This window comes from Brenneria tiliae (assembly GCF_023347575.1).
In the GTDB taxonomy this organism is placed as follows: domain Bacteria; phylum Pseudomonadota; class Gammaproteobacteria; order Enterobacterales; family Enterobacteriaceae; genus Brenneria; species Brenneria corticis.
This window is the reverse complement of sequence record NZ_JAKPCB010000097.1, coordinates 36,269-62,449: the sequence shown is the minus strand read 5'-3', so window position 1 is coordinate 62,449 and position 26,181 is coordinate 36,269. Positions and strand designations below refer to the sequence as shown.

Here is a 26,181-nt window from a genome sequence, read left to right as displayed (position 1 = left end):
ATATTATTTTTATGGCTGGGTTATAGCATAAGAAATAAAAAATTTACTCTCCTTGGCTACGATTATTCCTGATAACGGACGTTGTCGATATTCTGCTGCGTATGCAGCGGCGCCAGGGCGCGGTAGGCTATGCTTAAATTCATGTCGCCGGTAGCCGACGCCGAACGTCTCTCGCCTTTTATCGTTTTCTGGAGATTCCGGAACGGCTTCCGCTTTATTCGAGAGGAGAATAGTCATGCCGCAAACAGATCGGATCAATCGCCGGATTGTGCTGGCTTCACGTCCGCACGGCGCGCCCACGCAGGATAATTTTCGCCTGGAGCAGCAGCCGATCCCGCAGATAAAAGAGGGGGAAGTCCTGCTGCGCACGGTTTTCCTTTCGCTCGATCCCTATATGCGCGGGCGCATGAGCGACGCGCCTTCTTACGCCAAACCGGTCGAACTGGGGGAGGTGATGGTCGGGGCGACGGTCAGTCGGGTCGCTGCCTCGAAACACCCGGATTATCGTCCGGGCGACTGGGTGCAGGCTTATAGCGGCTGGCAGGACTATGCCGTTTCCGACGGCCGGGCGTTAACCAATCTGGGGCAGTCCCCCGACCATCCCTCCTATGCGCTGGGCGTGCTGGGGATGCCGGGTTTTACCGCTTATATGGGACTGATGGATATCGGGCAGCCCAAGGCGGGGGAAACGCTGGTAGTGGCGGCGGCCACCGGCCCGGTGGGGGCGACGGTCGGACAGCTCGGAAAACTGCAGGGGTGCCGTGTGGTGGGCGTCGCCGGCGGGGCGGAGAAGTGCCGCTATGCGGTTGAGGTGCTGGGATTTGATGCCTGTATCGATCACCGCGCGGCGGATTTTGCCGATCGTCTCAAGGCCGCCTGTCCTGACGGTATCGATATCTATTACGAAAACGTGGGCGGCAAGGTATTCGATGCGGTGCTGCCGCTGCTCAATACCTCGGCCCGCGTGCCGCTATGCGGACTGGTCGCCAGCTACAATGCCACCGGTCTGCCGGATGGGCCGGATCGCCTGCCGCTGCTGATGGGAACCCTGCTGAAAAAGCGCATCCGCATGCAGGGGTTCATTGTTTTTAATGACTACGGCCCGCGGTTCGATGAATTCTGGCAAGCCGTATCTCCGCTGGTGGCGCAAGGCAAAATCAAATACCGCGAAGACGTGGTGGACGGGCTGGAAAATGCCGTGCAGGCGTTTGCCGGGCTGTTGCAAGGGAAAAATTTCGGCAAGCTGGTGGTGCGCGTCGGCGCGGACGAATAATCTCCTGCTATTACGACATCCCCGCCTGCGAGGCGGGGGAATAGGCTGTGCATCGACATATAGGTATTCATCTAACTTCCATTTGAAATTCAAAAGGGACGAACTCGCCGTCAGGTTTCTGTTTGTATAGTTGAGTAGACGTCTTGAGAAGGATACTGCCTTTCCCATTGTCATCTATAGAGAAAACCAGTTCTTTTTCGATGCAGTTTTTCTCTGCCGATATATCCTCAAAGCACAATCGATCATATTCACTTTCCTTGTAACCCTCGCTAAAGTCCAAGAAATCGATGGTGAATGAACCATAGGACGAACGTTTGGGGATGGCATATTTCTCTTGCAGCATCGCCCTATTCTTTAGCCACCAGTCGATTTTCCCGCGGTTGGTCAGCGGAAAGTTCAGCACCAGCACATCGCTGAAATTGTTGCGTTGATGAATCGCCACGATTTTTACCGGCCGGGAAAGCCAGATAATGGCGTGCACAGCGGTCAAAATGCTCAAAACGGCAATCACTCGCTTTTTCGATAAAATCTTTATACGGCTCATCCCTGGTAATCATCCCGTTGATAAACGGCTGTTTTCCTCATGAGACATTCATCTGACTATATGCACTCGGGGTTCGTAAGGGACGATTTTCTCGTCCGGCTGCTGTTTGTACCACTGGCTAGGGGTTTTAAGAGTAATATCGCCTCTGCCATTGTCGTTTATAGCGAAAACCATTTGTTTTTCGATGCAGTTTTTCTCTGCCGGCATATCCTCAAAGCATCGGCGATCGTAGTCGCTTTCCTTGTACCCCTCACCGAAATCCCAGAAGGTGATGCTGAAGGAGCCATAAGACGAGCGTTTGGGGATGGCGTATTGCTCTTGCAGCATCGCTCTATTCTTCAGCCACCAGTCGATTTTCCCACGGTTGGTCAGCGGGAAGTTCAGCACCAGTACATGACTGAAATGCTGATTCTGATGAATCGCCACGATTTTTACCGGCCGGGAAAGCCAGATAATGCCGTAGAGGACGGCCAGAACGGTTAGCACGGCGATTACACGCTTTTTCGATAACATCTTCATTTATCCTCTCGTCCCGGTTATTTCCACCTCGGTTTCCATCTCGCTGATAAACGGCCGGTGCGCCAGCGGGCCGTAGTGTTGCAGAACAAACCAGATGCGAAAGAAACGAAACTGGCGAAATAGCCACTTCAATATATCCTCGTCATTCAGCCCGAAATGATCCTGCACCCGGTAGTTAATCACGGCGTGAAAGTCGTTATCGCCAATATGCAGAGACTTGAGAGTGATATGGGCTGACCAGATATCATGGACGGTAATGCCCATACCGTTGACGTTGTCAACGAGCCGGTTAAACTTTGGCAATTTACTGTTCATTATCGCTTCTTTGATTTCGCTTTCTGCCGTTGCCGGAAACAGTTTATTTTTCCAGTCGATATTTTCTCGGAGAGACTCCTTGATATTAAGTACCGTGCTGTCTTTCGACAAATCCTCGACAAGCTGTTCTCTCAGCGCCTGATCAAGCAGCGGGCTGCGGAAGGTCGCTCCGTTGCCGTAGCGCATATGGTCGATCATCTGATGGATAAGGGGCGCATAAGGCCCGCGCATAGCGAAAGGCCATGCAAGATCGTGAAACTCGGCGAACAGGCGGCTCAGGCATTTTTCTGTGGTGAGGTATCGGGTGTTTGGCCTGCGGCCCAGCTCATACGGGTAAGTCCAGACGGGAGCCTCTATCTCGGCGTGCGTATAGGGATTAACCCGCGTAGAAACGTCCGTGAGGCTGAAGATAGTTTTGAGGGTGGATTCGCTATGGTCGCCATAGCGCATGTCCGGCGCCTGATAGTCATCCATTTTATTCCGGCTTTCAAAAACGCGATGAGGAAAGTGCAATGCGGCCGGTCTTGTCGTCAATTCAGTCATTACCCGGAAATCCTTTTACCCTGTCTGTTCAATGGAGAACTATCGCCGCGCGGGCCATATCTCCCTTCCGTTTCAAACAATAATAACCCGTGCAGTTTACCCTATAGTCCAGTAGCGTCATTACCGGTACAAGTCATCAGAACAGGCTCAAGTCTGGCTGGCGGATGCCATAATGCTCGCGCGCGACCCCCTGAGGGCTATTTCCCTTTCTCCAGCCAGGCGGGCAAATCGTTTAATCCCATGGCCTGCCGCACCAGCGTCGGTTTGACGCCGGGCAGGTTATCCGCCAGTAGCAGGCCGACGTCGCGCAGCAGTTTTTTGGCCGGATTGTCGCCGTCAAACAGCTCGCGAAAGCCCTGCATGCCGGCGAGCATAAGCGCCGCGCTGTGTTTACGCCTGCGTTCATAACGCCGCAGATAGAGATGCTGACCGATATCCTTGCCCTGCGCTTGCAGGCGTTTCAGCTCGGAAATCAATTCCGCCACGTCCATAAAACCCAGGTTGACGCCCTGGCCGGCCAGAGGATGAATGGTGTGCGCGGCATCGCCGATCAGCACCAGCCGATGGGCGGCGAAACTGCGCGCATAGCGCCCCGTCAGCGGAAAGGTCTGCCGTTCGCTTTCCAGCTCGCACCGACCCAGCCGCGTATCGAACGCCACCGCCAACTGCTGGTTGAACTCCCCGGCGGGTAGCTCCAGCATGGCCTGAGCCTGATGCGGCGGCAGCGACCAGACGATCGAACTGAGGTGCGGATCGCCGAGCGGCAGAAACGCCAGAATGCCGTCGCCGTGAAATACCTGGCGCGCCACCGATTCATGCGGCGCCGCGGTGCGGATGCTGGCGACCAGCGCATGATGCCCGTAGTCCCAGAAGGTCAGCGGAATATCGGCGTGCCGGCGCAGCCAGGAGTGCGCGCCGTCCGCGCCGACCACCAGCCGGGCGGTAAGCATGCTGTCATCCTGCAGGGTGATAAAGGCTTCGTTTTCCCCCCAGGCCACCTGTTTCAGCGTCGCGGGCGCCAGCAGCGTAACGTCGCTCAGCTGAGAGGCGCGCTGCCACAGCGCCTGGCGGATGACCGGGTTTTCAATAATATGTCCCAGATGGGAAAAACCGAACTCTTCGCCGCTGAAGCCGATCTTGCCAAAGCTGTCTTTATCCCACACCTGCATGGCGTTGTAAGGGCTGACGCGCAGCGCCAGCAGATTTTCCCACACGCCCAGATGGCGCAGCAGACATTCGCTGGCGGCGTTGATGGCGGACACCCGCAGCGCATGCGCCTGTTCCAGCGGGCGGATCTCGACCGGCTGTTGTTCCAGCACCGCGATGCGCAGGCCGCTGCCCTGCAAACCGCAGGCCAGCGCCAGACCGACCATGCCGCCGCCGGCGATAACCACGTCGAATGATTGCATATTGGTTTTTCCCCGTTGTGTCCGGTTAACGCTCCACCCAGCCCAGCGTACGCCGGGCCAGGGCATCGCGCATCATCGGCAGATTATTCATCGCCGCCAGCCCCAGATTGCGGCCGATTTCCAACGCGGTGTAGCGGTTGGCGAACAGCCTGACCAGACCGTCGGTGATCGCCACCGTGGTCTGCTGGTCGGGCTGGCGGCGCTGCTGATAACGGCTTAGGACGGCATAGCCGCCCGGATCCTGCCGGTTGTTGGCGGCCTCGACGATGGTTTCCGCCAGCGACATCACATCCCGCAGGCCCAGATTGAAGCCTTGCCCGGCTATCGGGTGCAGCGTCTGCGCCGCATTGCCCACCAGCGCCAGCCGGTGGTGAATATGCCGATTGGCGGTCAGTAAGCGTAGCGGATAGCTGTGGCGTTCACCAATATGGGTAAACGCGCCCAGACGCCAGCCAAAGGCCAACTGTAACTGCCGGCGGAATTCGGCCTCGCTCCAGCCGTCGACCTCGGCCCGCCGGTTTTGCTCATGGCACCACACCAGCGCGCTGCGCCCCTGGCTCATCGGCAGCAGCGCCAGCGGTCCGTGCGGCGTAAAACGTTCAAAGGCGCGGCCCTGATGCGGCTGCGAGGTGGTGACGTTGGCGATAACGGCGATCTGACCGTACTCCTGTTGTTGCCACTGAACGCCGCAGGATTGCGCCAGCCTGGAGTGCGAACCGTCGGCGGCCACCAGCAACCGTCCGGTCAGCTGCGTAGCGTTATCCAGCGTTAAGGTGGCGTCGGTCTGAGTGCGGGTGACCGCCACCACTTGCGCCGGGCAGTGCAGCCGCACGCCGGGAGCCTGTTGCAGCAGCGAGAACAGGCGCCGTCCGGCGGCGTGCAGTTCCATCACCTGGCCCAGCGCCGGAACGCGGTAGTCGGCGGCGTTCAGGTTGACGAAGCAGGCGTGGCCGCGGTCGCTGACGTGGATGTGGGATATCGCCGAGGCGCAGTCCGCCAGCGCCTGCCAGATGCCGATGTTTTCCAACTGCCGACAGGTGCCTTCCGCCAGGGCTATCGCTCTGGCGTCGAACCCCGGATGCCGGCGGTCGAGGGGCGACTTCGCTTCGACCAGTTCAACCGGCACCTTGCCTTGCGAAAGGGTGGATATCGCCAGCGCCAGCGTCGCGCCGGCCATGCCGCCGCCGACAATCATTACCGTCATGCGTTGTTATCCTGATTGTGATTGCAGATTAGCGCCGGACCGCGCCTTGCCGGAAGCCATTATGCGCCGGCTTGCGCCATCAGGGCTTCAATGGCATCGGCGTCTTTGACCACGCCGGCGGTAAGATTTTCGTTGCCGTCCGCGGTGATCGCGATGTCATCTTCGATACGGATGCCGATGCCCCGGTACTGCTGGGGAACGTCGGCGTCGGGGGCGATATACAGGCCGGGCTCCACCGTCAGCACCATGCCGGGTTCAAGCGGACGGCCACGATCGCTCGAACCGTAATCGCCCACGTCGTGCACGTCCAGCCCGAGCCAGTGGCTCAGTCCGTGCATAAAGAACTGGCGGTGCGCCTGTTCCGCCATCAGCGCTTCGACTTCGCCCTTCATGATGCCCAGCTCGACCAGCCCGCTCACCATAACCCGCACCACTTCCTCATTGACTTCGCGGATGCTGCGGCCCGGCGCGAACAGTTCCAGCGCTTTAAGCTGAGAACGCAGCACGATGTCATAGATGGCGCGCTGCGCGGGGCTGAACTTGCCGTTGACCGGGAAGGTGCGGGTAATGTCGCCGGCATAGCCCTGATATTCGCACCCGGCGTCGATCAGCACCAGATCGCCGTCGCGCATCCGGGTTTCATTTTCGGTGTAGTGCAGAATACAGGCGTTATCGCCGCTGCCGACGATAGTGTTGTAAGAAGGGTAGCGCGCGCCGTGGCGGGTAAATTCGTGGTGAATTTCCCCTTCCAACTGATACTCGAACATGCCGGGGCGGCAGGCCTGCATCGCCCGCGTATGCGCCAGCGCGCTGATCTCGCCCGCGCGGCGCAGGATGCTGATTTCCGCCGGCGATTTAAACAGCCGCATCTCATGGACCCACGGCCGCCAGTCCGTCAGCGTCGGCGGGGCGATGAACCCCTGGCGCGTGCCCTGGCGCAGCCTGTCTAGCGCCGCGAACACCAGCTTATCGGCGTAGGCGTATTGTCCCTGGGCGTGATAGATCGCGTCCAGGCCGTTCAGCAGCACCGGCAGCTGGCTGGTGATTTCATCGAAGGGCAGCGCCCGATCGATGCCAAGCGCCGCCGGCGCGGCTTTCTGCCCGAGACGACGGCCAAACCAGATTTCGGCCGTCAGGTCGCGAACGCGGTTGAAAAGCACGCTATGATGATGTTTCTCATCGCTTTTAATCAACAGCAGCACGGCCTCCGGTTCGTTAAAGCCGGTGAAATACCAGAAGTCGCTGTTTTGACGGTAGGGATAATCGCTGTCGGCATTGCGCGTCGCTTCGGGGGCGGAAAAAATAATCGCCGCGCTGGCGGGCGCCATTTTCTCCAGCAGCGTCTGACGACGGCGAAGGAACTCTTGTTGACTCATCTCCTGCTCCTGAAAGTATTCCGTTCTGTTCACCATCCCGCGCGTGGGTATGCGAGTAGCGATGAAATCAATGCAGCGTCGGTTTTTGCCGTTGCGGCGCGATAACCGGCGGGCTGATAAATTCGTTATGGCACAGGATGGCGGAGACGCGGACATATTCGATCACTTCTTCAAGGGATTGCTCCAGCTCTTCCTGATCTTCATCCTCGTCATAGCCGAGCTGGGCGATGTTGCGTAAATCATCAATGGCTTCCTTCAGCTCGCCCTGCGCTTTGTTCAGACGCGGCTGAACCACGCCCAGCCCCAGCAGAAAGTGGTTTACCCAGCCTGACAGCGCGTCGGCCCGGTCGAAAACCGTCACCGACTCGTCGTTATCGTCCGGCAGAAAAAGCTGAAACATAAAACCCTCGTCTTCGAGCGTTTCCCGCGTGGTCTGATACAGGTGCTGAAGCGGCTGGGACAGCGTCTGCGGAAAGGCCATCCCTTCGTTGGTCAGCTCAAAAACCAGCGTTCTCCAACTGTCGTCATGGTTGCCGCCGCACAGCATGCCGCTGATCAAACCATGCATTTCAGCGGCGGTCAGGGCGATCTGCTGCTGGTGTAGCAGCTTGTCCAGGGCTTCATAGCCTGGAAACGTGTTCTCTATGGACATGCGCATTCGTCATCGTTGGCAGGATTAGTTCGTGTTATGCTACCACCAAGCTCGGGGGGTATACCAGAAAGGGCTTGTATCTTATATTTTGGATATATATAGTGACGCCCGCTTTGACTGGCCGCGGCCAGACGGCGCAGGTTTTATCCCTAGCGGGCGCGAAAACGAAATAAGGCAGGAAGGGTATGTCTGCACAACCAGTAGATATTCAGATTTTTGGCCGATCGTTAAGAGTCAATTGTCCGCCAGAGCAACAGGAAGCGTTGAATCAGGCTGCGGAAGATCTTAACCAGCGGTTGCAAGATCTTAAAGTTCGTACCAGAGTCACCAACACAGAGCAGCTGGTGTTTATCGCCGCGCTGAACGTGTGCCATGAACTGGCGCAGGAACGGGGAAAAACCCGCGACTATGCCGCCAACATGGAGCAGCGTATCCGTATGCTGCAACAGACCATCGAACAGGCGTTGCTGGAGCAGGGCCGCATCACCGATCGTCAGGGCGCGCAGTTTGAGTAACCTTGGTTTTTGATAAAAGTCGGGTGTTTTTACGCGATAAGACGTGCTAAGGTTTATAGCGAGTAACGAATAAAATTTCTCTGAGATGTTTGTCAGCGGGCCAGTCCCCTGAGCCGATATTTCAAACCAATAGAATGTAACGCTCCGTGGTTGGTGAGCATGCTCGGTCCGTCCGAGAAGCCTTAAGACTGCGACGTTATGTTCACCTTGAACCAAGGGTTCAAGGGTTACAGCCCGCAGCGGCATCTCGGAGATTCCCTTTCCTTCACCTGCGATCGTTCGCGGCTATCGCCCCCCATTCTGTATGCAGCCGATTCCATCATCCATACCGCCGCTCTCTTCAGACCAGCTTCGCCGGCAGATCCGCCGCGATGTGCGTCAGCGCCGTCGTCAGCTCAGCGCGGAGCAGCAGGCGCTGTTCGCTCAGCAGGCGTTGGAGCGGGCATTGGCGCATCAGAAAATACGCCAGGCGGACAGCATCGCGGTGTTTTTGTCATTTGACGGCGAACTGGATACGCAGCCGCTGATTCAGCGGCTCTGGCAACGGGGCAAACGGGTTTATCTGCCGGCGTTGCATCCGTTCAGCGCCGGGAATTTGCTGTTTCTGCGCTACGAACCCGATAGCGAACTGGTGCTGAACCGGCTGAAGATTTTAGAGCCCCGTCTGGACGTGCGGCGGGTACTGCCCCCGCAACGGCTGGACGTGCTGCTGACCCCGCTGGTGGCGTTTGACCGGCAGGGGCAGCGGCTGGGGATGGGCGGCGGTTTCTATGACCGCACCTTGCGCCACTGGCAGCAGGGCGGGCCCTATCCTATCGGCCTGGCGCACGATTGCCAGCAGGTCGACCTGCTGCCGGCGGAGCGCTGGGACATCCCGCTGCCGGAAATCATCACCCCTTCGCGCTGTTGGCGCTGGTAAGCTCGTGCCGCAGCATTTGCTGCACCAGCTCGACGCAGCGCAGAAAACGCGAGTCGTAGTCTGATTCTTCCACGTGGACATAACGGATGCCGTTCTCTACCAGCATTTTTTTCAGCAGATTCTGAAACTCCGCGCGCGCGGTTGCGCTGCCCAGGCTGCGTAAGCCGTCCGCCACCCACGGCGTGTTGTTTTCCAGCAGAATCACCAGATCAAAACGGTATTCATCAATAAGCGCCTGAACGAACGGATGTTCGCGCCCTTCATATTTTTTGCAAAACGCCTGCGTGGTAACGAAGTCGGTATCGATAAAGGCCACTTTATTGGCGTATTTAACCGCGAAATCAATGTACTGCGCCTGCCCGAGTGCGATTTTGTCGTAATCGGAATATTGCAGGGCCATTTCGTCGCCGCCCAGATGGGAAAACACGTAATCCCGGCCGTATTCCCAGGCGCTGGTGGTGTTGAAGATATTTGCCAGCTTGTTGACCAGCGTGGATTTGCCGCTGGATTCGCCGCCGAGAACGGCCACGGTGCGCACAAAGAAAGGTTTTACTTCGGTGGGGATATATTCCCAATAGCGGAAGGGGTCGCGGCGGATCTGCGAACCGCTGATGCTCATAAATGAACGCTGCGGATCCACCAATACCGTCTCGATTCCCAGCTGTTCGCGGTATTGCGGCGCATCCTGTTCTTCACTGGTATAGACGAAATTCGGCTCGATGCCTTTTTGCTGCATAAAGGCGCGAATCCCTTTGCTCCATACGTCCCAGCCGTGCGGATAGGGCTCCATGCCCTGTTCGTTAAAGGCATGGATGCGGATATTCTTCTGATATTTAAAAGTTTGCAACAGCCAGCGCAGGCGATCGCTGACCGTCGGCTGCTGCGACATGGAGCTGTTGTCAAACAGCTGCCGGTCGCGCGGCTCGTCGTAGCCCAGAATGACGTGCAGTTCGTCCACCTGGCTGCAGGCGCGCTGGATCAGATAGATATGCCCGGTGTGCAGGGGGTAGAACTTGCCGAATACCACGCCTATCTTTTTTTCGTGGCGCGGGAATTCCAGCCCGAGAAAACGGTGCAGCGCTTCAAGCTTCTGCGCGCTGGGGCTTTTGATCTTGGCGTTAAGCAACTGGCTGAGATAGCCCTTGGTCATCTCCGTCGCATCGGCGACCTGCTGCAAGGTACATCCCTTTTGCCGGATGGCGGATTTCAGATAATCGAATGGCGACATAGTCCGACGCTCCTGTTTAGTGTACTAAACAAGATACCACAGCGCGCCGGATGCGTGGCGGAATTTACAGCTCGTCGAGAATATCCAGCGCGTCGGCCAGCTTTTTGACGCCGAAAACCTGCATATTGGCCGGCGGTTTTTTCGGCATGTTGGCGTGCGGCACGATGGCGCGTTTAAAGCCGTGCTTGGCCGCTTCCGCGATACGCTCCTGGCCGCTGGGCACCGGGCGGATCTCCCCCGCCAGCCCCACCTCGCCGAACACCACCAGATCCTGCGGCAGCGGGCGATCGCGCAGGCTGGACACCAGCGACAGCAGCAGCGCCAGATCGGCGCTGGTTTCCGTCACCTTGACGCCGCCGACCACGTTGACGAACACGTCCTGATCGGACATCTGCAGGCCGCCGTGGCGGTGCAGTACCGCCAGCAAAATGGCCAGCCGGTTTTGCTCCAGCCCGACAGCCACCCGCCGCGGGTTGGCCATCATCGACTGGTCCACCAGCGCCTGAATCTCCACCAGCAGCGGGCGCGTGCCTTCCCACACCACCATCACCGAGCTGCCGGAAGTGATTTCGTCGCCGCGGCTGAGGAAAATGGCGGACGGATTGCTGATTTCACGCAGCCCCTGTTCGGTCATGGCGAACACGCCCAGCTCGTTGACCGCGCCGAAGCGGTTTTTATGGCTGCGCAGGGTGCGAAAACGGGAGTCGGCGTCGCCGTCCAGCAGCACGGAGCAGTCGATGCAGTGCTCCAGCACTTTCGGGCCGGCCAGCGAACCGTCTTTGGTGACGTGGCCGACCATGATAATGGCCACGCCGCGCGTCTTGGCGAAACGGGTCAGATAGGCGGCGGTTTCCCGCACCTGCGCCACGCTGCCGGGAGACGACTGGATATCGGCCAGGTGCATCACCTGAATGGAGTCGATCACCATCAGCTTCGGCTGTTCCTGCTCGGCGATCAGGCAAATCTGTTCGATGCTGGTTTCGGAAAGCATATTCAGGTTGTGGGCGGGCAAACCGAGGCGGTGCGCGCGCATCGCCACCTGCTGCAACGACTCTTCCCCGGTCACGTACAGGGTTTTCATCTGTTCGGACAGCTTGCACAGCGTTTGCAGCAGCAGGGTGCTTTTACCCGCGCCGGGGCTGCCGCCGATCAGAATGGCGCTGCCCGGCACCACGCCGCCGCCCAGCACCCGGTCGAACTCCTGAAAACCGGTGGAAAAGCGCGGCAACGCCTCCAGGCTGATTTCCGACAGCTTTTGCACCCGGCTGACGCCAGCGCTCTCGCCGGCGTAGCCCGTCAGACGATCGGATCGCGAGGAGGAGGAGGCCGCCGCCAGACGAACTTCGGTAATGGTGTTCCAGGCGTGACAGGCGCTGCACTGTCCCTGCCAGCGCGGGTAATCTGCTCCGCATTCATTACATACAAAGGCGCGTTTGACTGCTTTTGCCACGGATCACCTCGGTTGAATTAGCGTTTTTCGTGTCTCATGCTGCCGCTGAGGATGCACAGCACGCCGGTCAGGTCGGCATGACGAATGGTGACGGCCGACTGTTCGTTGACTTTCGGTTTGGCATGATAGGCGATGCCCAGTCCGGAGGCTTTGATCATCAGCAGATCGTTGGCGCCGTCGCCGATGGCCACCGTCTGCTGCGGGGGAATCTCCAGTTTCTCCGCCAGCTGGCGCAGCGTGGCGGCTTTGTATTTGGCGTCGATAATCGGCCCGACGACTTCGCCGGTCAGTTTACCGTCCCGCACGCCCATCTCGTTGGCGACGGCGGCGACCAGGCCCAGTTCTTCGCGCAGATAATCGGCGAAATAGGTAAACCCGCCGGAGGCGATGGCGACGTGCCAGCCGGCCTCCTGAAGCTGGCGAACCATATCGGTCAGCCCCGGCATCAGCGGCAGGGTTTGGCGAACCTGATGCAGAATATCCGCATCGGCGCCTTTCAAGGTGCCCACCCGCTGGCGCAGGCTGGCGGCAAAGTCCAGCTCGCCGCGCATCGCCCGTTCGGTCACTTCGGCCACCAAATCGCCGGTGCCCGCCAGTTTGGCGATTTCGTCGATGCATTCAATCTGAATCGCGGTGGAGTCCATATCCATCACCAGCAAACCCGGCGACCGCAGGGTGGGGGAGTTGCGCATGGGGGCAACGTCCATATTCAGCTCATGCGCCAGCTTGCTCGCCCGCGGCGTCAGCGTGCCCGCCAGCCGCACCACCTGATAATCCCCCACGCTCCACGCGCTGACAATCACCATCGCCGCACCCAGCCGACGCTGAAAGCGGGCCAGCAAATTCTTGTCGAGCACGTCGCTGTACAGCACCCAGCCGCTATCTCCGGCGCGGTAATCGAGCGGCATCACTTCATCGCCGCTCAGCGACAGCGGCAGTCCGGGCCAATGGTTAATCTCGTCCGGGAGATCACGATAGGTCAGACTATTCGACATGGGGCAGATCCTCTACTGGCGGTAATGATATGGCTGGGCACGACCTGTCCGGCGCGTATAGGTATCCGGCAGCCACAAAGATATCGGTCGGAAAACAGGGCAACAAGCTATCCTATCGTCAACGCTTCTGGCAACATAAAGTATCCAAAACGCGTAAGGATTATCATGGTTCGGGCCCGGGTGAAATTCCGCCTCCATCGTACAGCCATTGTGCTGATTTGCTTAACTCTGCTGGTGATATTAATGCAGGGGGCGTCCTATTTCAGCCTGAGCCACCAGATGGCGCGCTCCGAGCAGGTTGAAGAGCTGGCGCGCACCCTGACCAGACAGGTCGCCTACGGCCTGTCGCCGCTGTTGGAAAGCGCCGACGACAACAGCCGGAACATTAATAATATCCTTAAGCAACTCACCGATCACAGCCGCATTCTGGATGCCGGCATTTATCAGCAGGACGGTTCGCTGGTGGCCCGCGCCGGCGAGCAGGTTCCGCTCCGGGACCGGCTGGCGCTGGATGGCAACCGGGTGGGCAGCTACTTTAATCATCAGCTGGTGCAGCCGATCGAGGGAAAAGACGGCCCGATAGGGTTTCTGCGCGTTACCCTTGATACGCACGTGCTGGAGACGGAAGCCAAGCAGGTGGATAACACCACCAATATTCTGCGTTTAATGATCCTGCTGTCGCTGGCCATCGGCATCATTCTGACCCGCACCCTGTTGCAGAACCGCCGCACCCGCTGGCAGCAGTCGCCTTATCTGCTCACCGCCGGCACGCCGGTAAAAGAGGATGACGGCGCGGAGAATGAAGCCGGGGCGGATGGCGACGGGCGGGGGGGAAAGGAAGGTTAGGTTTTGTGGCAGCCTTCGAGCTGATTACTGGCGTTCCTGGGGGCGGTAATTGCGCGAGTCATCCGCTTTACATCAATGTATTTGATAAAAAACGCATGCTACCATGGCGGCATGGATATGCTAATGGTAATAATTATCATCTCCATTCTTTGGCGAGGGCGTTGATTTGGCTGCTGATTGGTGAAGCGCGCCATTAATCATCCATAGTTAATATTTGAAGAGTAAAAAGCATTGACGACGAATCTCTTGCATGCCAGCAACCTTACGCTCGGGTACGATAAAAAAATCGTCGCGGAAGCCCTGAGCGTCGCGATCCCGGATAATCAATTCAGCGTGATTATCGGCCCCAATGCCTGCGGCAAATCAACCCTGCTGCGCGCGCTGTGCCGGCTGTTGAAACCGTTGGCGGGTGAAGTGCTGCTGGACGGAAGAAATATTCACCACCTCCCCACTAAAGCGCTGGCACGGCAAATAGGCCTGTTGCCGCAGCATGCCATCGTGCCGGATAACATCACCGTGGCCGATCTGGTGGCGCGCGGGCGCTATCCGCATCAGAGCCTGTTGCGCCAGTGGAGCGCGGCGGATCAGGATGCGGTGGAACAGGCGATGAGCGCCACCAACGTCGGTTCGCTGGCGGACCGCAGTGTGGATGAACTGTCCGGCGGGCAGCGCCAGCGGGTATGGATAGCCATGGTACTGGCGCAGCAGACGCCGCTGTTACTGCTGGACGAGCCCACCACCTGGCTGGATATGGCTCATCAGATTGATCTGCTCGATCTGTTTCGCGATCTTCACCAACAGCATGGCCGCACGCTGGTGGCGGTTCTGCACGACCTGAATCAGGCCTGCCGTTACGCCGACCATCTGATCGTGATGCAGGACGGACGGATTATGGCGCAGGGGAAACCGGCCGAGATCGTCAGCGCCGAACTGATCGGCCAGGTGTTCGGCATGCGCAGCGTGATCATTGACGACCCGATATCCCACACGCCGCTGATTGTACCCTGTGGGCGTTACGACACGATTCCTGATGATTCGGGGTTAATGCGACAATAGATGACGTCCAGTCAGGCTCGAACCTCTGTTTGGGTCTAATGATTTATCTCCCGCTAAAACGCCCGCCAGGGTAAATTTTCGTGCGTTAACCACTTAAAAGCGGATGAATTTTCAAATAAAATGCTAATGATAATAAATATCATTAGCATTTTATTTTTTTGCTGTGCTAAAGTTTTTGGCGGCAAAATCTGGTTACATTAATGATGTTAATATATCTGCGTAAAGGTTAATAATATGAAAATAAAGGATAAAAAAAGTATTTACGCTCCCTTATCCATGGGGTTGGTGCTGACAATGGTGCATCCATTGCAGGCAATGGCCGCAGGCACGGTCAAGTCCCAGGACGACACCATTACCGTGATCGCCGGGAAGACGAACGAACAGCCCACCGCCCCGCTGAAAGGAATAGTGGCCACTACCAGCCAGGCCGGGAGTAAAACAGCAACCCCTTTGATAAAAACGCCACAATCTATTTCGGTGATAACCCGCGATCAGATGGATGCGCAGGATGTCTCCTCCGTTCCGCAGGCTTTACGCTATACCGCCGGGGTGGTAAGCGAATACCGAGGCAGTTCCAACCGCTATGACGAGGTGTTTATTCGCGGGCTTTCCTACGTGCCGCGTTTTTTGGACGGTTTGAGCTTTGGTGCTTCGGCCGGATCCCAAACCGGCGTGATCGACCCTTGGTTGCTGGAGCGGATAGAGGTAGTCAAAGGCCCTGCGTCAGTGCTCTACGGCCAGGTAAATCCCGGCGGCCTGGTCAGTATGACCAGCAAACGTCCGACGGCCACCCCGATACGTAAAATCCAACTGAAAGGCGGCAATGATGACCTGGCTCAGGGGGCATTTGACTTTGGCGGTTCGTTGAATGATGATGATACTCTGCTGTATCGCTTCAACGGTCTGGCACGCACCCAGCATAATCAGGTCGATGATTATAAAGAAACTCGCTACGCGATCGCCCCGTCGCTTACTTGGCACCCCAATATTGATACCCGCTTCACGTTGCTGACCAGTTTCCAGAAAGACCCGGAAGCCGGCTACCGTAACTTCCTGCCGGCGGTGGGCACGGTATTCGGTACCGAGCGTGGCTATATTCCCCAGGATTTCAATGTCAGCGATCCTTCGTTTCATAAATCGGAGCGCGAGCAATCCACTATCGGATATGAATTTGAGCATGTCATCAATGATGTGTTCACTATCAGGCAGAATGCACGTTATGCCGGTATCAGTCAAAAATACAAATATTTCGTCTATTCAAACTCCGCCAGCACCTATGTATTGAACCGACGGGCCCAGCGGGAAGAACGTGATACCGATGAGTTCGCGCTGGATAATCAGTTACAGGCTCAATTCGCCTCCGGTGCGGTAGACCATTTGGTATTAGCCGGGTTGGACTACCGATGGAACAAGGATCGGCAGGAGCTGTGGCGGGGCAGTAGTACAAGTTACCAACTCGATTGGTCTTCCCCCATTTATGGCGTAGCGGTGGATGAGAGTTCACTAATCAAGAGTACGGATCAGCTACAGACTTTGGATCAGCTTGGCGTCTATGTGCAGGATCAGATGGAATGGAACAATTGGAATCTGCTGCTGTCGGGGCGCTATGACTGGACCGAAGTGCGCACCGACGATTATCTTGCAAGCAGTCAGATACAGCAAAACGATAAGAAATTTACCGGTCGAGCCGCTTTGCTGTATGCCTTCGATAGCGGGGTTTCGCCGTATATCAGCTACAGCACCTCTTTTGAACCCAACCTGCAAACCAATCGTGCGCCTGGAACGTCGCCTTTTTCACCAACCACAGGCAAACAGGTTGAAGTCGGAATTAAATATCAACCGCCGGGCTGGAATACCCTGATGAGCCTGTCGCTGTACGATCTGCGTCAGCAAAACGTTTCCACCTATAACAGCAGCCTGGGATGGTTTGAACCGGTCGGCGAGATTCGCAACCAGGGGCTGGAGGCGGAAGTACGTTCGGCATTGAGCGAATCCATCAATCTGATCGCCTCCTATAGCTATATCGATTCCGAAACCGTCAAAACCACCGTGGCCGGTACTCAGGGAAAGACTCCGGCGCGCGTTCCCTCGCATATGGCTTCACTGTGGGGGGAATACAATTTCCACTCCGGCGCGGCCAGCGGCCTGGGTATCGGTCTCGGCGCCAGATATATCGGCACCAGTCAGGGTAACGCCCAGAACACCTTTAAAGTTCCGGCGGTCGATTTATACGACGCGAAAGTAAGCTATGAATTGGGCGGGCTGACGCCATCGCTGAAGGGCGTGTCGGCGCAGATCAATCTTAACAATATTTTCGATAAAGAATATGTCTCCGCCTGTGCTTCCAACACCTCCTGCTTCTACGGTATTGGGCGTACGGTTACCGCGACGGTTAATTATGAGTGGTAGCGTCTCTGGTCATTGATCCGTTCGTAGCGATCAATCATGTTGTATAGCGGCGCTCCGGGTTATGGCTCCGAAGGTTCGGAATAACCCGGCGTGCCCGATTAGATTGGCTCACGGCAGAGAGAGTAGTCCTATGAATCACCATGCTGAGCAACCCCCGATTCAATTGATGCTGCGCCGGCGCGATGCCGGCAGTGAGGCGTGGTGGGGGGAATTGAGCAAGGAAGAGATACCTCGCCTGGAAAAACTCTCCGCCAACCATTTTCGGGTTACCTTCTTTTGGCGCGACCCGCAAGGCAGCGAGCAGACATCCGCTATTCGCCATGTCTGGATAGATATCAATTGCGTTACCGACCATCACAGTATGTCGCCGGAGTCGATGGCGCGTTTGCCGGGCACCGATGTCTGGTACTGGAGTACTATTCTGGAGTCGAACTGGCGCGGCAGCTACTCGTTTATTCCCGCCGCCGCCCGGCAGCGCTTTATCCCTCCTGAAGGCGACATCCGCAGCCAGCGCCTGGCGCAGCGTAAATGGTGGTGTGAGATGTTAAAACAGGCGACGCACGATCCCCTCAACCGGCGCAGGTATTGGCACAGCGGTCGCGGACACCCGCTGTCGGGACTGCATCTGCCCGATGCGCCGCCGCAACCGGCCTGGCGCGACTTCGACCTCGGCTCGGGTTATCAACCTCCCGCGGCGCGTTTGCAACCCTATCGCTGGCACAGTCAGCGTCTTGATAACACCCGAACGGTCTGGGTTTTCAACACCGGTGAGACGCAGCCCGATAAGCGCCCATTGGCGATCCTGCTGGACGGCCAGTTCTGGGCGTCGGGAATGCCCCTCTGGTCCGCGCTGATAAAGCAGACGCAATCCGGCCACTTGCCGGAAGCGGTTTATCTGCTGATTGATGTTATCGATCAGCAGCATCGGGGCCGGGAATTGCCCTGCAACGAACAATTCTGGCTGGCGGTTCAGGAAGAACTGCTGCCGCAGATCGCCGGGATTTGCGCCCATCAGGCCGATGCCGGCACTACCGTGGTGGCCGGGCAAAGCTATGGGGGGCTGGCGGCGCTGTTTGCGGGATTGCATTGGCCGCAACGTTTCGGCTGCGTGCTCAGCCAGTCCGGCTCTTTCTGGTGGCCGCGCGGAGATCTGATATCGGCGACCGAAGCTGCTGACGGCGAGTGCCGGTTAATTGAACAAATTAAACAAGGGCTGGGCAGCGGCGGCAAACTGAAAATCTTTGTGGAGGCAGGGCAGCGCGAAGCGCTGATCCACCGGGTTAATCAACGCCTGTTCGAGGTCTTGCGCCATACCCACCATTCCCTGTATTACCGGGAGCTTAACGGCGGTCACGACGCCCTGTGTTGGCGCGGCGGGCTGATTGACGGCCTGACGGCGCTCTGGTCGCCGGATTTCCCGGCAATGCGCACAAATTCACCGGCGGCGATCATCACCGCCAGCAGACAGGAGCCATAACATGGAACAGCAAATTCAAAATCCGTTCGATGATGAACGTTATCTCTTCCTGGTACTCATTAATGATGAGGAGCAGTACAGCCTGTGGCCGGATTTCAAGGCGACGCCTCCAGGTTGGCGAACCGTGCTGGGGCCCTTGCCGCGCGCGGAGTGCGTCGCATGGCTTGATGCCAACTGGGTCGATATGCGGCCAGCCAGTCTGCGCAACGCGCAAAAAGCATCATAATCCACCAGCAGGAGGCTTCAGTTCATGACCGATACATCCCTATCCCCCGATACCGCTACCTCGTTGCAGGTGTTGCCGATGGTGGCTGCGCAGCCCGGTATCTGGTTTGCCGATCAACTCTCTCCCTGGTCGAATACTTTCGCGGTGGCCCACTATGTGGAAATCAACGCTGAATTGACGCCGGAGCTTATGCTTGACGCGATACGTCAGGGGCTGATGGAGACCGACACCGTCAGGGCGCGCTTTGAAGAGCGGGATGGCGAGGCGGTGCAGATCCTGCCTGCGGCGGGGGATGATAGTAATCCGCCCCGCCCCGAATATATCGATCTCAGTCATGAGGCGGATGCTCCCGCCCTTGCTCTGGCGGTGATGCGTCAGGATCTGGCCGGCAACCTGCGGGCTGGCGGCGATAAGGTGCTGTACCGTCATATCCTGTTCCGCCTTAGCGGCGCCCCGGCCCGCTGGTTCTGGTATCAGCGTTATCATCATCTGATGGTCGACGGTTTCAGTTTCACCGCGCTGACCCGCAGAATCGCGCAAATCTACGCTGCGCGCTGTCGCGGCATTTCCGCCGGTCCATCGCCGTTTACGCCTTTTTCCGCCGTGGTGCGGGAATATCTTGACGGGCGGAATTCCGCCGCCAGCGAGCGCAACAGGGATTTCTGGCTGGAGAAATGCCAACAGCTGCCGCCGTCTGTCAGCCTTTCGGCGCAGCCGTTGTCTGATAATCACCCTTCGCCTCACGTATTGCGTCATTCTGTGCGTCTGGACGCCGACGATTTTGCGCGTCTGACGGCCCCCGCGCTGACGGCGCGGTTAAGCGCCATGGAAATCGCCCTGGCGCTGACGGCGATCTGGGTGGGGCGTTTGAGCGGCCGCACGGCTTATACCGCGGGATTCACCTTTATGCGCCGTATGGGATCGGAGGCGTTAAACGCCGTCGGCCCGGTGGTGAATGTTCTGCCGGTGCCGATTTATGCCGATCCCGACGCGACCCTGTACGAGGTGGCGCGGGTCGTGGCGGCGGAGCTCAAGGCGGTGCGGCGCCATCAGGCCTACGATGGCGAACAACTGCTGCGCGATCTCGGCCGCATCGGCGAAAGCCAGGGCGTGATGGGCCCGACCTTTAATATCAAGTTATTCGATTATCAGCTTGAGTTCCACGGCGTTAAGGCCATTACGCACCAGTTGGCGTCGGGGCCGGTCAGCGATCTCGAGATCGATCTTTATCTTGATGAGAGCGGCGCCCTGAGCGTGGAACTGTTGGCAAATCAAGCGCGTTACCGGCAGGAACAGCTGGCGGATTACGCCGCCAGCCTGCCGCTGTTGCTGCGCCAGTTCGCTCGCGACGGCTCGTTGGCGGTCGGGGAGGTCAGCCTGCTGGACGAGACGGCGCGGCAGCGGCTGTCTCAGTGGGGCGATGGCGGCGAGCCCCAACGCGTTAAGCATGAAACCACCGTGCTGGACGCCTTTTTGCGCCAGTGCGAGGAACAACCGCAGGCGGTCGCCCTGCGCTGGCAGGATGAGGAAATCAGCTACCGGGAGTTGGGTCAGAGGGCATTCCGGCTGGCGCGTCTGTTGCTCGACGGCGAGGCGCAGTCTCCGGCGGCCATCCTGCTGCCGCGCGGGCCGGAGTGCGTGGTGGCGATGCTGGCCGTGATGATGGCCGGTCAGGTGGTGATGGTATTGGACGCGGACTCTCCGCCGGAACGGCTGGCGATGATGATCGCCGAGAGCCGGCCCGGCCGGTTGATTACCATCGAGACCCTGCGCCCGCGCTTCGCCGCTTTTACGGCGATACCCCTGGTATGTCTGGACAGCGCGCCGCTGACGGCATTCAGCGACCGGCCGCTGGACGACGCCGAGCGCGGTTTCCCGCTGCGCGGCGAGCATCTGGCCTATATCATCTATACGTCGGGTTCCACCGGAACGCCGAAAGGGGTGATGAATACCCATGGCGCGCTGCTCAATCTGCTCAACGTCCACCGGGCCGACGCGTTTTCCACGGCGGCGAGGATGTTGTCGGACAGGGGAGAGTCCCGACGGCTGCGCACCGGGCACAGCGCCGCCTGGGTGTTTGATGCCAGTTGGGATCCGCTGCTGGGGATGATTGACGGCCAGAGAATGGACCTGTTCGATGACGATACGCGCCGCGATGCGCTGGCGCTGGTGACGGCGATTCAACGTCAAGGCACCGACATTATTGAAGTGACGCCGCTGATGTTGACACAGATGCTGGCCGCCGGGCTGTTCGCGCCGGGGGGGCACCAGCCGCTGATGATCCTGCTGGGAGGCGAGGCGGTATCTCCCGCGCTCTGGCAGCAACTAAGGCAGTACCCGCAGGTGGCGGTACGCAATTATTATGGTCCGACGGAGTGTACCGTTGATAGCGCGATCGCCGATGCGGCGGATTCGCCGCAACCCACCATTGGTCGCCCGGTGGCGGGGATGTGCGCCTGGGTGCTGGATGCGCGCCTACAGCCGATGCCGGTAGGGGCGACCGGTGAACTCTATCTGGGCGGAGCCGGACTGGCTCGCGGTTATCTTGGCAGGGCGGGGTTGACCGCCGCCCGGTTTGTCGCCTCGCCCTTCGGCAAGGGGGAACGGCTCTATCGCACCGGTGATTTGGTACGTTGGCGCAGCGACGGCCAGCTCGATTTCGTCGGTCGCATCGACCATCAGGTCAAAATCCGCGGTTATCGCATCGAACTGGGTGAGGTGGAAAACGCGCTCGCGGCGCTGCCGGAGGTGAAAAGCGCCGCGGTAGTGACCCGCGAAACGGAAGGCCGTTTTCAACTGCTGGCGTACTGCGCGGTAGGCGAGATCTTGGCGGCGGAGTCGCAGCAGGTCAGCGCTCGACTCTATGCTCAGTTACGGGAGCGTATTCCTGAATATATGCTGCCCAGCCAGCTGGTGCTGCTGCCGCAGCTGCCGGTCAACAGCAGCGGCAAAATAGATCGCCGCGCGTTGCCGCAGCCGGAAGTCGAGCCGTCGCAGCGACGGCTGCCGCAAAATGACCGCGAACGGCTGTTGTGCGACGCCATCGCCACGGTGCTGCGTCTGACGGCTTTTGGCGCCGACGACGATTTCTTTCTGCAAGGGGGCGACAGCATTTCCGCCATGATGCTGTCCAATAATCTGAGACTGGCCGGTTACCGGTTGCCGGCAAAGGATATTTTCTCCCTGCGCACCCCGCTGGCGATGGCGCCCGCCATGACCGCCGGGCAGGATGACGATAATCTTTCCGCGGCGCCGCGACTGACCGACGACCAGGAACTGATGGCGCGCGTCAACGCCAAATACGGCCCGGTCAATTGGGTATTGCCGACGCTGCCGCTGCAACAGGGATTGCTGTTCCATGCTCAACTGGGAGACGGCAGCGGCAATTATAATGCGTTGAGCCGCTTTGACTTTGCGGGCGCGCTGACCACGTCGCAAATAAAGGCGGCGCTGGACGGCATGATGGCGCGCCACCCGCAGCTCAATGCGTGCTTCGATAACACCTTGCATGATGTGCCGTTGCAAATATTGCCGCGGCGGACCACGGGGAATCGTTGGCCGTGGAGCCAGCACGATCTGAGCGGAATGAGCGAGCGGGAGCAGCAGCAGAACCTGCAGCGCATCGAACAGGAGGCGTTGGACCGTGATCTGCTGATTGACGGCAGCGCCGCTCCGCTGGTCCGGGCAATACTGGTGCAATTTTCCTCACGGCGTTCAACGCTGCTGATTGTCGCCCATCATCTGGTGGCCGACGGCTGGTCTTCCGCCATCATGCTGCGCGAACTGCTGTTTGTGCTTGGCGGCATGGCGGCTTCCCTGCCGACGCCGCAGGCCGATTATGTCTCGGTGATCGGCCAGTTGGCGGCGCGCGACAAAGGCCCCGCGCAAACGGCCTGGCGCGAAGCGCTGACGGATGTCGCGCCTTGCGTGCTGTTCGGCGACGCGCCGTCCGCCCAAGGGGCAATGCGCCGCCTGCCGATCGCCCTGGATCCTGAGTTGCAGCGCGATCTGGAGGCATTGCGCCTGCGGCGGCGGCTGACGCTAAATACGCTGTTGCAGGGGATTTGGGCGACGCTGCTGGGCGCCGTCAGCGGCCGTGATGACGTGGTGTTCGGCACGCCGGTATCCGGGCGCTTTACCGGGCCGGCGGGAACCGGCGACCATATCGGCTTGTTCAGCAATACCGTACCGGTCCGCATCCGGTTGCAGCCCCATCGCGCCCTGCTGGAACAGCTGGCGCAAATACAGTCGCAGCAGATTGACCTGCTGGCCCATGACAATTTGGGCCTCGGCGAGATCCAGCAACTGGCGGGAGGAGAAACCCTGTTTGATACCCTGCTGGTGGTGGAAAACTATCCGGATGAAGGCGAGTTGCTGCATCGTCCCTTCGGCGAGGTACGCTGCGTCGGTATGTGTAACCGCGGCTATACCCACTATCCGTTGACGCTGATGGCCGTTCCCGACGACGCATTGTCGCTGCACCTGGAGTACCGTGAAGGCCAGGTGGATGCCGAGGCGGTGGCGCAGCGCCTGCAACTGCTGTTGCGGCAACTGGTCGCTACGCCTGAGCAACCGCTGGCGCAGCTGTCGCTGTTGAGCGAGCCGGAGCAAATAATGTTGCGGAACGTTAATCACACCGCGCGGGAGATCGCGCCGGATACTCTGAGCGGACAGCTGGCGCGTCAGGCCGCGCATTCGCCGCGGGCCCTGGCGCTGGTGGATGAAACCCAGGCGCTGAGCTATGCCGAGGTGCGCGAACAGGTGGAACTGCTCGCCCGGCATTTGGTGGCCGCGGGCGTGATTCCCGGCGATACGGTGGCGGTGGCGCTACCGCGTTCGGTGTTTCTGTCGCTGGCGTTAATGGCGGTGGTTGAAGTCGGCGCGGCTTATCTTCCGCTGGATACCGGGTATCCCGACGAACGCCTGCAACTGATGATCGGCGATGCGCAACCGCGCCTGATCGTCACCGATTCATCGCAACGCGGACGTTTCGCCGGGGCGGGGGAGATCTTTTGCTATGAACGCCTGCTGACGGCGGATAGCGCTCTAGCGCCGAGTCGTCAGAGGCCGTCCCCCCATCATCCGGCCTATATTATCTACACCTCCGGCTCCACCAGCCGGCCGAAAGGCGTGGTCATTGCCCATAACGCCATCGTCAATCGATTGCTGTGGATGCAGCACCAGTTCCCGCTGGGTGCTGATGACGTGGTGTTGCAAAAGACGCCGTGCAGTTTCGACGTCTCCGTATGGGAGTTTTTCTGGCCGCTGATGGTCGGGGCGACGCTGGTGATGGCGCCGCCGGAAGCCCATCGCGATCCGCAGGCGTTAATGGCGCTGATAGAAAAGCACCGCGTCACCACGCTGCATTTCGTTCCCTCCATGCTGGCGGCTTTTGTCGACGCGCTGGACGAGGAGAGCGCCGGGCGGATCCGCGCAACCCTGCGGCGGGTTTTCTGTAGCGGTGAGGCGCTTTCCGCCGAACTCTCCCGCAACTGGGAAAGGATGACCGGCGTACCGCTGTATAATCTTTACGGCCCGACCGAGGCGGCGGTCGACGTCAGTTGGCATAACGCCAGCGGCGGCGCGCTGGCGGCGGTGACCGGCACCAGCGTGCCCATCGGCCGCCCGGTATGGAATACCGGATTGCGCATTCTCGACCCCTGGTTGCGGCCCGTGCCGCCGGGCGTCGCCGGCGAGCTGTACCTGAGCGGCGAGCAGTTGGCGCAGGGGTATCTGCACCGGCGGGAACTGACGGCCAGCCGTTTTGTCGCTGATCCCGAAGCGGTCGGCAAACGCATGTACTGTACCGGCGATGTGGCCCGCTGGCTGCCGGATGGGTCGGTGGAATATCTCGGCCGGCGGGACGATCAGCTGAAGATACGCGGACAGCGTATCGAACCGGGTGAGATTGAGTCTGCGCTGGCCGCCCTGCCGGGGGTGCATCAGGCCGCGGTGCAGGCCAGGGTGCTGGGCCATGGCGCATCGACGGCCGGGGCGGACGCCCGTCAGCTAATCGGCTATGCGGTGCCCGAACCTTCAGTATCGCTGGACGGCGAGGCGTTGCGCGCCGCGCTGGCCTTGCATTTGCCTCCCCAAATGGTGCCGGTGGCGGTAGTGGTGTTGCCCTCTCTGCCCCTGAGCGCCAACGGCAAGCTCGATCGCAAGGCGCTGCCTTTACCCGAGGAGGGAAGGGGGCGGCGAGGACGTCCGCCGCGTCCGGGACTGGAGACCCGACTGGCCGAACTGTTCGCCCGTTTGCTGGAGCGAGACGGCGTTAATGCCACCGACGACTTTTTCGCCCTGGGCGGCCATTCGCTGCTGGCGATGCGGCTGGCCGCGGAGCTGCGGCGCGAACTGGATAAACCGGTTTCGGTCGGCCAGTTGATGGTGGCGTCAACCGTGGAAAAACTGGCGCAACTGCTTGACGGCGAGCAGGCCGGCGAGGAGATGCGGCGCGCCGGGTTCGATCAGGTGTTGCCGCTGCGGGCGGGGGACGGACACCCGCTATTCTGTATTCATCCCGCTTCCGGATTTGCCTGGCAGTTTAGCGTACTGCCGCGCTATCTGGCGTCGCGCTGGCCGGTTATCGGTATACAGTCGCCGCGTCCGGACGGCCCCATCGCCCGCTGCGCCACCATGGATGAGGTGTGCGAACACCATCTGGTCAATCTGCGCCGGGTGCAGCCCCACGGGCCTTATCATCTGATTGGCTATTCGCTGGGCGGCACCGTGGCTCAGGGCATTGCCGCCCGGCTACAGGCACAGGGCGAGACGGTGGCTTTTCTCGGCCTGCTGGATACCTATCCTCCTGAAACCCAGGACTGGACGGCATCGATGGACGAAAAAGCCAGGCAGGAGGTGGATAACGAACGCGAGCTGTTTATGGCCGCCACCGAGGAGAGGGAGGATCTCGCCCTGGAGCAGCAGAAGCGCAGCATGTTTGATGATATTGAGGCCAATTACGCGGACTCGGTGCGTTTGCTGTCGCAGACCCATACCGCCCGCTACCAGGGGGAAGCCACGCTGTTTGTCGCCAAAGGTTCTCTTCCCGAGGGGATGGATGTGCAGGCCGCCTGGGCGCCCTATGTGCAGCGATTACAGGTGTTTGAACTGGATTGCTGCCATATCGATATTATCTCGCCGGCCTCGCTGGCCAGGCTGGGGCCGCTGATCGATAAGGTATTGTCCGGATTGTAAATTGCCTGGCCGTCGGGCGGCGATCCCG

Annotated in this window: 20 protein-coding genes and 1 other RNA gene; 11 read left to right on the top strand and 10 right to left on the bottom strand. The window is 59.4% G+C overall.

Annotated elements, in window-relative coordinates:
• Window positions 1–235: 235 nt before the first annotated feature.
• On the top strand, window positions 236–1,273 hold the full coding sequence (curA, locus tag MFP24_RS11530; protein WP_249230227.1) for an NADPH-dependent curcumin/dihydrocurcumin reductase: 1,038 nt from the start codon (window positions 236–238) through the stop codon (window positions 1,271–1,273).
• Window positions 1,274–1,340: 67 nt separating this feature from the next.
• Here the strand turns inward: curA and MFP24_RS11525 are convergent, their stop codons facing one another.
• From MFP24_RS11525 to MFP24_RS11495, 7 genes are all read right to left on the bottom strand, one after another.
• Window positions 1,341–1,817: a DUF943 family protein gene (locus tag MFP24_RS11525; RefSeq protein WP_249230226.1), complete on the bottom strand. Its 477-nt coding sequence runs from the start codon at window positions 1,815–1,817 to the stop codon at window positions 1,341–1,343.
• 48 nt (window positions 1,818–1,865) lie between these two features.
• A complete protein-coding gene (locus MFP24_RS11520; RefSeq protein ID WP_249230225.1) occupies window positions 1,866–2,330 on the bottom strand; it encodes a DUF943 family protein in 465 nt (154 codons plus the stop codon).
• Between the two features lie 6 nt (window positions 2,331–2,336).
• Window positions 2,337–3,194 (bottom strand): DUF3289 family protein, encoded by an 858-nt coding sequence (locus MFP24_RS11515; RefSeq protein ID WP_249230224.1) that lies wholly within the window; start codon window positions 3,192–3,194, stop codon window positions 2,337–2,339.
• A gap of 197 nt (window positions 3,195–3,391) precedes the next feature.
• Window positions 3,392–4,603 carry an FAD-dependent 2-octaprenylphenol hydroxylase gene (ubiI, locus tag MFP24_RS11510; RefSeq protein WP_249230223.1) on the bottom strand — a complete coding sequence of 404 codons (1,212 nt, stop codon included), beginning with the start codon at window positions 4,601–4,603 and terminating at the stop codon, window positions 3,392–3,394.
• Between the two features lie 25 nt (window positions 4,604–4,628).
• On the bottom strand, window positions 4,629–5,807 hold the full coding sequence (gene ubiH, locus MFP24_RS11505) for a 2-octaprenyl-6-methoxyphenyl hydroxylase (RefSeq protein ID WP_249230222.1): 1,179 nt from the start codon (window positions 5,805–5,807) through the stop codon (window positions 4,629–4,631).
• Window positions 5,808–5,866: 59 nt separating this feature from the next.
• Entirely contained in the window at window positions 5,867–7,183 is a 1,317-nt protein-coding gene (gene pepP / locus MFP24_RS11500; RefSeq protein WP_249230217.1) for a Xaa-Pro aminopeptidase, read from the bottom strand.
• A gap of 67 nt (window positions 7,184–7,250) precedes the next feature.
• The gene (locus MFP24_RS11495) at window positions 7,251–7,835 is read right to left on the bottom strand and encodes a YecA/YgfB family protein (protein ID WP_249230209.1); all 585 of its coding nucleotides are present in this window, start codon (window positions 7,833–7,835) and stop codon (window positions 7,251–7,253) included.
• A gap of 185 nt (window positions 7,836–8,020) precedes the next feature.
• On the opposite strand from MFP24_RS11495, the gene zapA reads away from it, so the two are divergent.
• The 3 genes from zapA (at window position 8,021) to MFP24_RS11480 (ending at window position 9,269) form a co-directional block, all read left to right on the top strand.
• Window positions 8,021–8,350 carry a cell division protein ZapA gene (gene zapA / locus MFP24_RS11490; RefSeq protein ID WP_048639681.1) on the top strand — a complete coding sequence of 110 codons (330 nt, stop codon included), beginning with the start codon at window positions 8,021–8,023 and terminating at the stop codon, window positions 8,348–8,350.
• Between the two features lie 74 nt (window positions 8,351–8,424).
• A non-coding RNA gene (ssrS, locus tag MFP24_RS11485) (6S RNA) lies at window positions 8,425–8,608 on the top strand.
• 46 nt (window positions 8,609–8,654) lie between these two features.
• Window positions 8,655–9,269 (top strand): 5-formyltetrahydrofolate cyclo-ligase, encoded by a 615-nt coding sequence (locus MFP24_RS11480; protein WP_249230207.1) that lies wholly within the window; start codon window positions 8,655–8,657, stop codon window positions 9,267–9,269.
• On the opposite strand, the gene nadR is transcribed toward MFP24_RS11480, so the two are convergent.
• From nadR to serB, 3 genes are all read right to left on the bottom strand, one after another.
• Entirely contained in the window at window positions 9,241–10,497 is a 1,257-nt protein-coding gene (gene nadR / locus MFP24_RS11475) for a multifunctional transcriptional regulator/nicotinamide-nucleotide adenylyltransferase/ribosylnicotinamide kinase NadR (RefSeq protein ID WP_136167899.1), read from the bottom strand. The genes MFP24_RS11480 and nadR overlap by 29 nt on opposite strands.
• A gap of 64 nt (window positions 10,498–10,561) precedes the next feature.
• On the bottom strand, window positions 10,562–11,947 hold the full coding sequence (gene radA / locus MFP24_RS11470; RefSeq protein WP_249230206.1) for a DNA repair protein RadA: 1,386 nt from the start codon (window positions 11,945–11,947) through the stop codon (window positions 10,562–10,564).
• Between the two features lie 17 nt (window positions 11,948–11,964).
• On the bottom strand, window positions 11,965–12,942 hold the full coding sequence (gene serB, locus MFP24_RS11465; RefSeq protein WP_249230205.1) for a phosphoserine phosphatase: 978 nt from the start codon (window positions 12,940–12,942) through the stop codon (window positions 11,965–11,967).
• Window positions 12,943–13,107: 165 nt separating this feature from the next.
• Between serB and MFP24_RS11460 the strand changes: the two genes are divergently transcribed.
• The 7 genes from MFP24_RS11460 to MFP24_RS11430 all read left to right on the top strand — a co-directional run bounded on the left by MFP24_RS11460 (window position 13,108) and on the right by MFP24_RS11430 (window position 26,153).
• Window positions 13,108–13,788 carry a YtjB family periplasmic protein gene (locus MFP24_RS11460; RefSeq protein ID WP_249230204.1) on the top strand — a complete coding sequence of 227 codons (681 nt, stop codon included), beginning with the start codon at window positions 13,108–13,110 and terminating at the stop codon, window positions 13,786–13,788.
• A 5-nt stretch (window positions 13,789–13,793) separates the two neighbouring features.
• On the top strand, window positions 13,794–13,985 hold the full coding sequence (locus MFP24_RS11455) for a hypothetical protein (protein WP_249230203.1): 192 nt from the start codon (window positions 13,794–13,796) through the stop codon (window positions 13,983–13,985).
• 34 nt (window positions 13,986–14,019) lie between these two features.
• Window positions 14,020–14,844, top strand: a complete 825-nt coding sequence (locus MFP24_RS11450; protein WP_249230202.1) for an ABC transporter ATP-binding protein — start codon at window positions 14,020–14,022, stop codon at window positions 14,842–14,844.
• Window positions 14,845–15,120: 276 nt separating this feature from the next.
• The gene (locus MFP24_RS11445) at window positions 15,121–17,253 is read left to right on the top strand and encodes a TonB-dependent siderophore receptor (protein ID WP_407061995.1); all 2,133 of its coding nucleotides are present in this window, start codon (window positions 15,121–15,123) and stop codon (window positions 17,251–17,253) included.
• Window positions 17,254–17,383: 130 nt separating this feature from the next.
• Complete coding sequence (fes, locus tag MFP24_RS11440) at window positions 17,384–18,730, top strand: enterochelin esterase (RefSeq protein ID WP_249230201.1); 1,347 nt, start codon at window positions 17,384–17,386, stop codon at window positions 18,728–18,730.
• Window position 18,731: 1 nt separating this feature from the next.
• Entirely contained in the window at window positions 18,732–18,956 is a 225-nt protein-coding gene (locus MFP24_RS11435) for an MbtH family protein (RefSeq protein ID WP_249230200.1), read from the top strand.
• A 24-nt stretch (window positions 18,957–18,980) separates the two neighbouring features.
• Entirely contained in the window at window positions 18,981–26,153 is a 7,173-nt protein-coding gene (locus tag MFP24_RS11430; RefSeq protein WP_249230197.1) for a non-ribosomal peptide synthetase, read from the top strand.
• The last annotated feature ends 28 nt before the right edge of the window (window positions 26,154–26,181 follow it).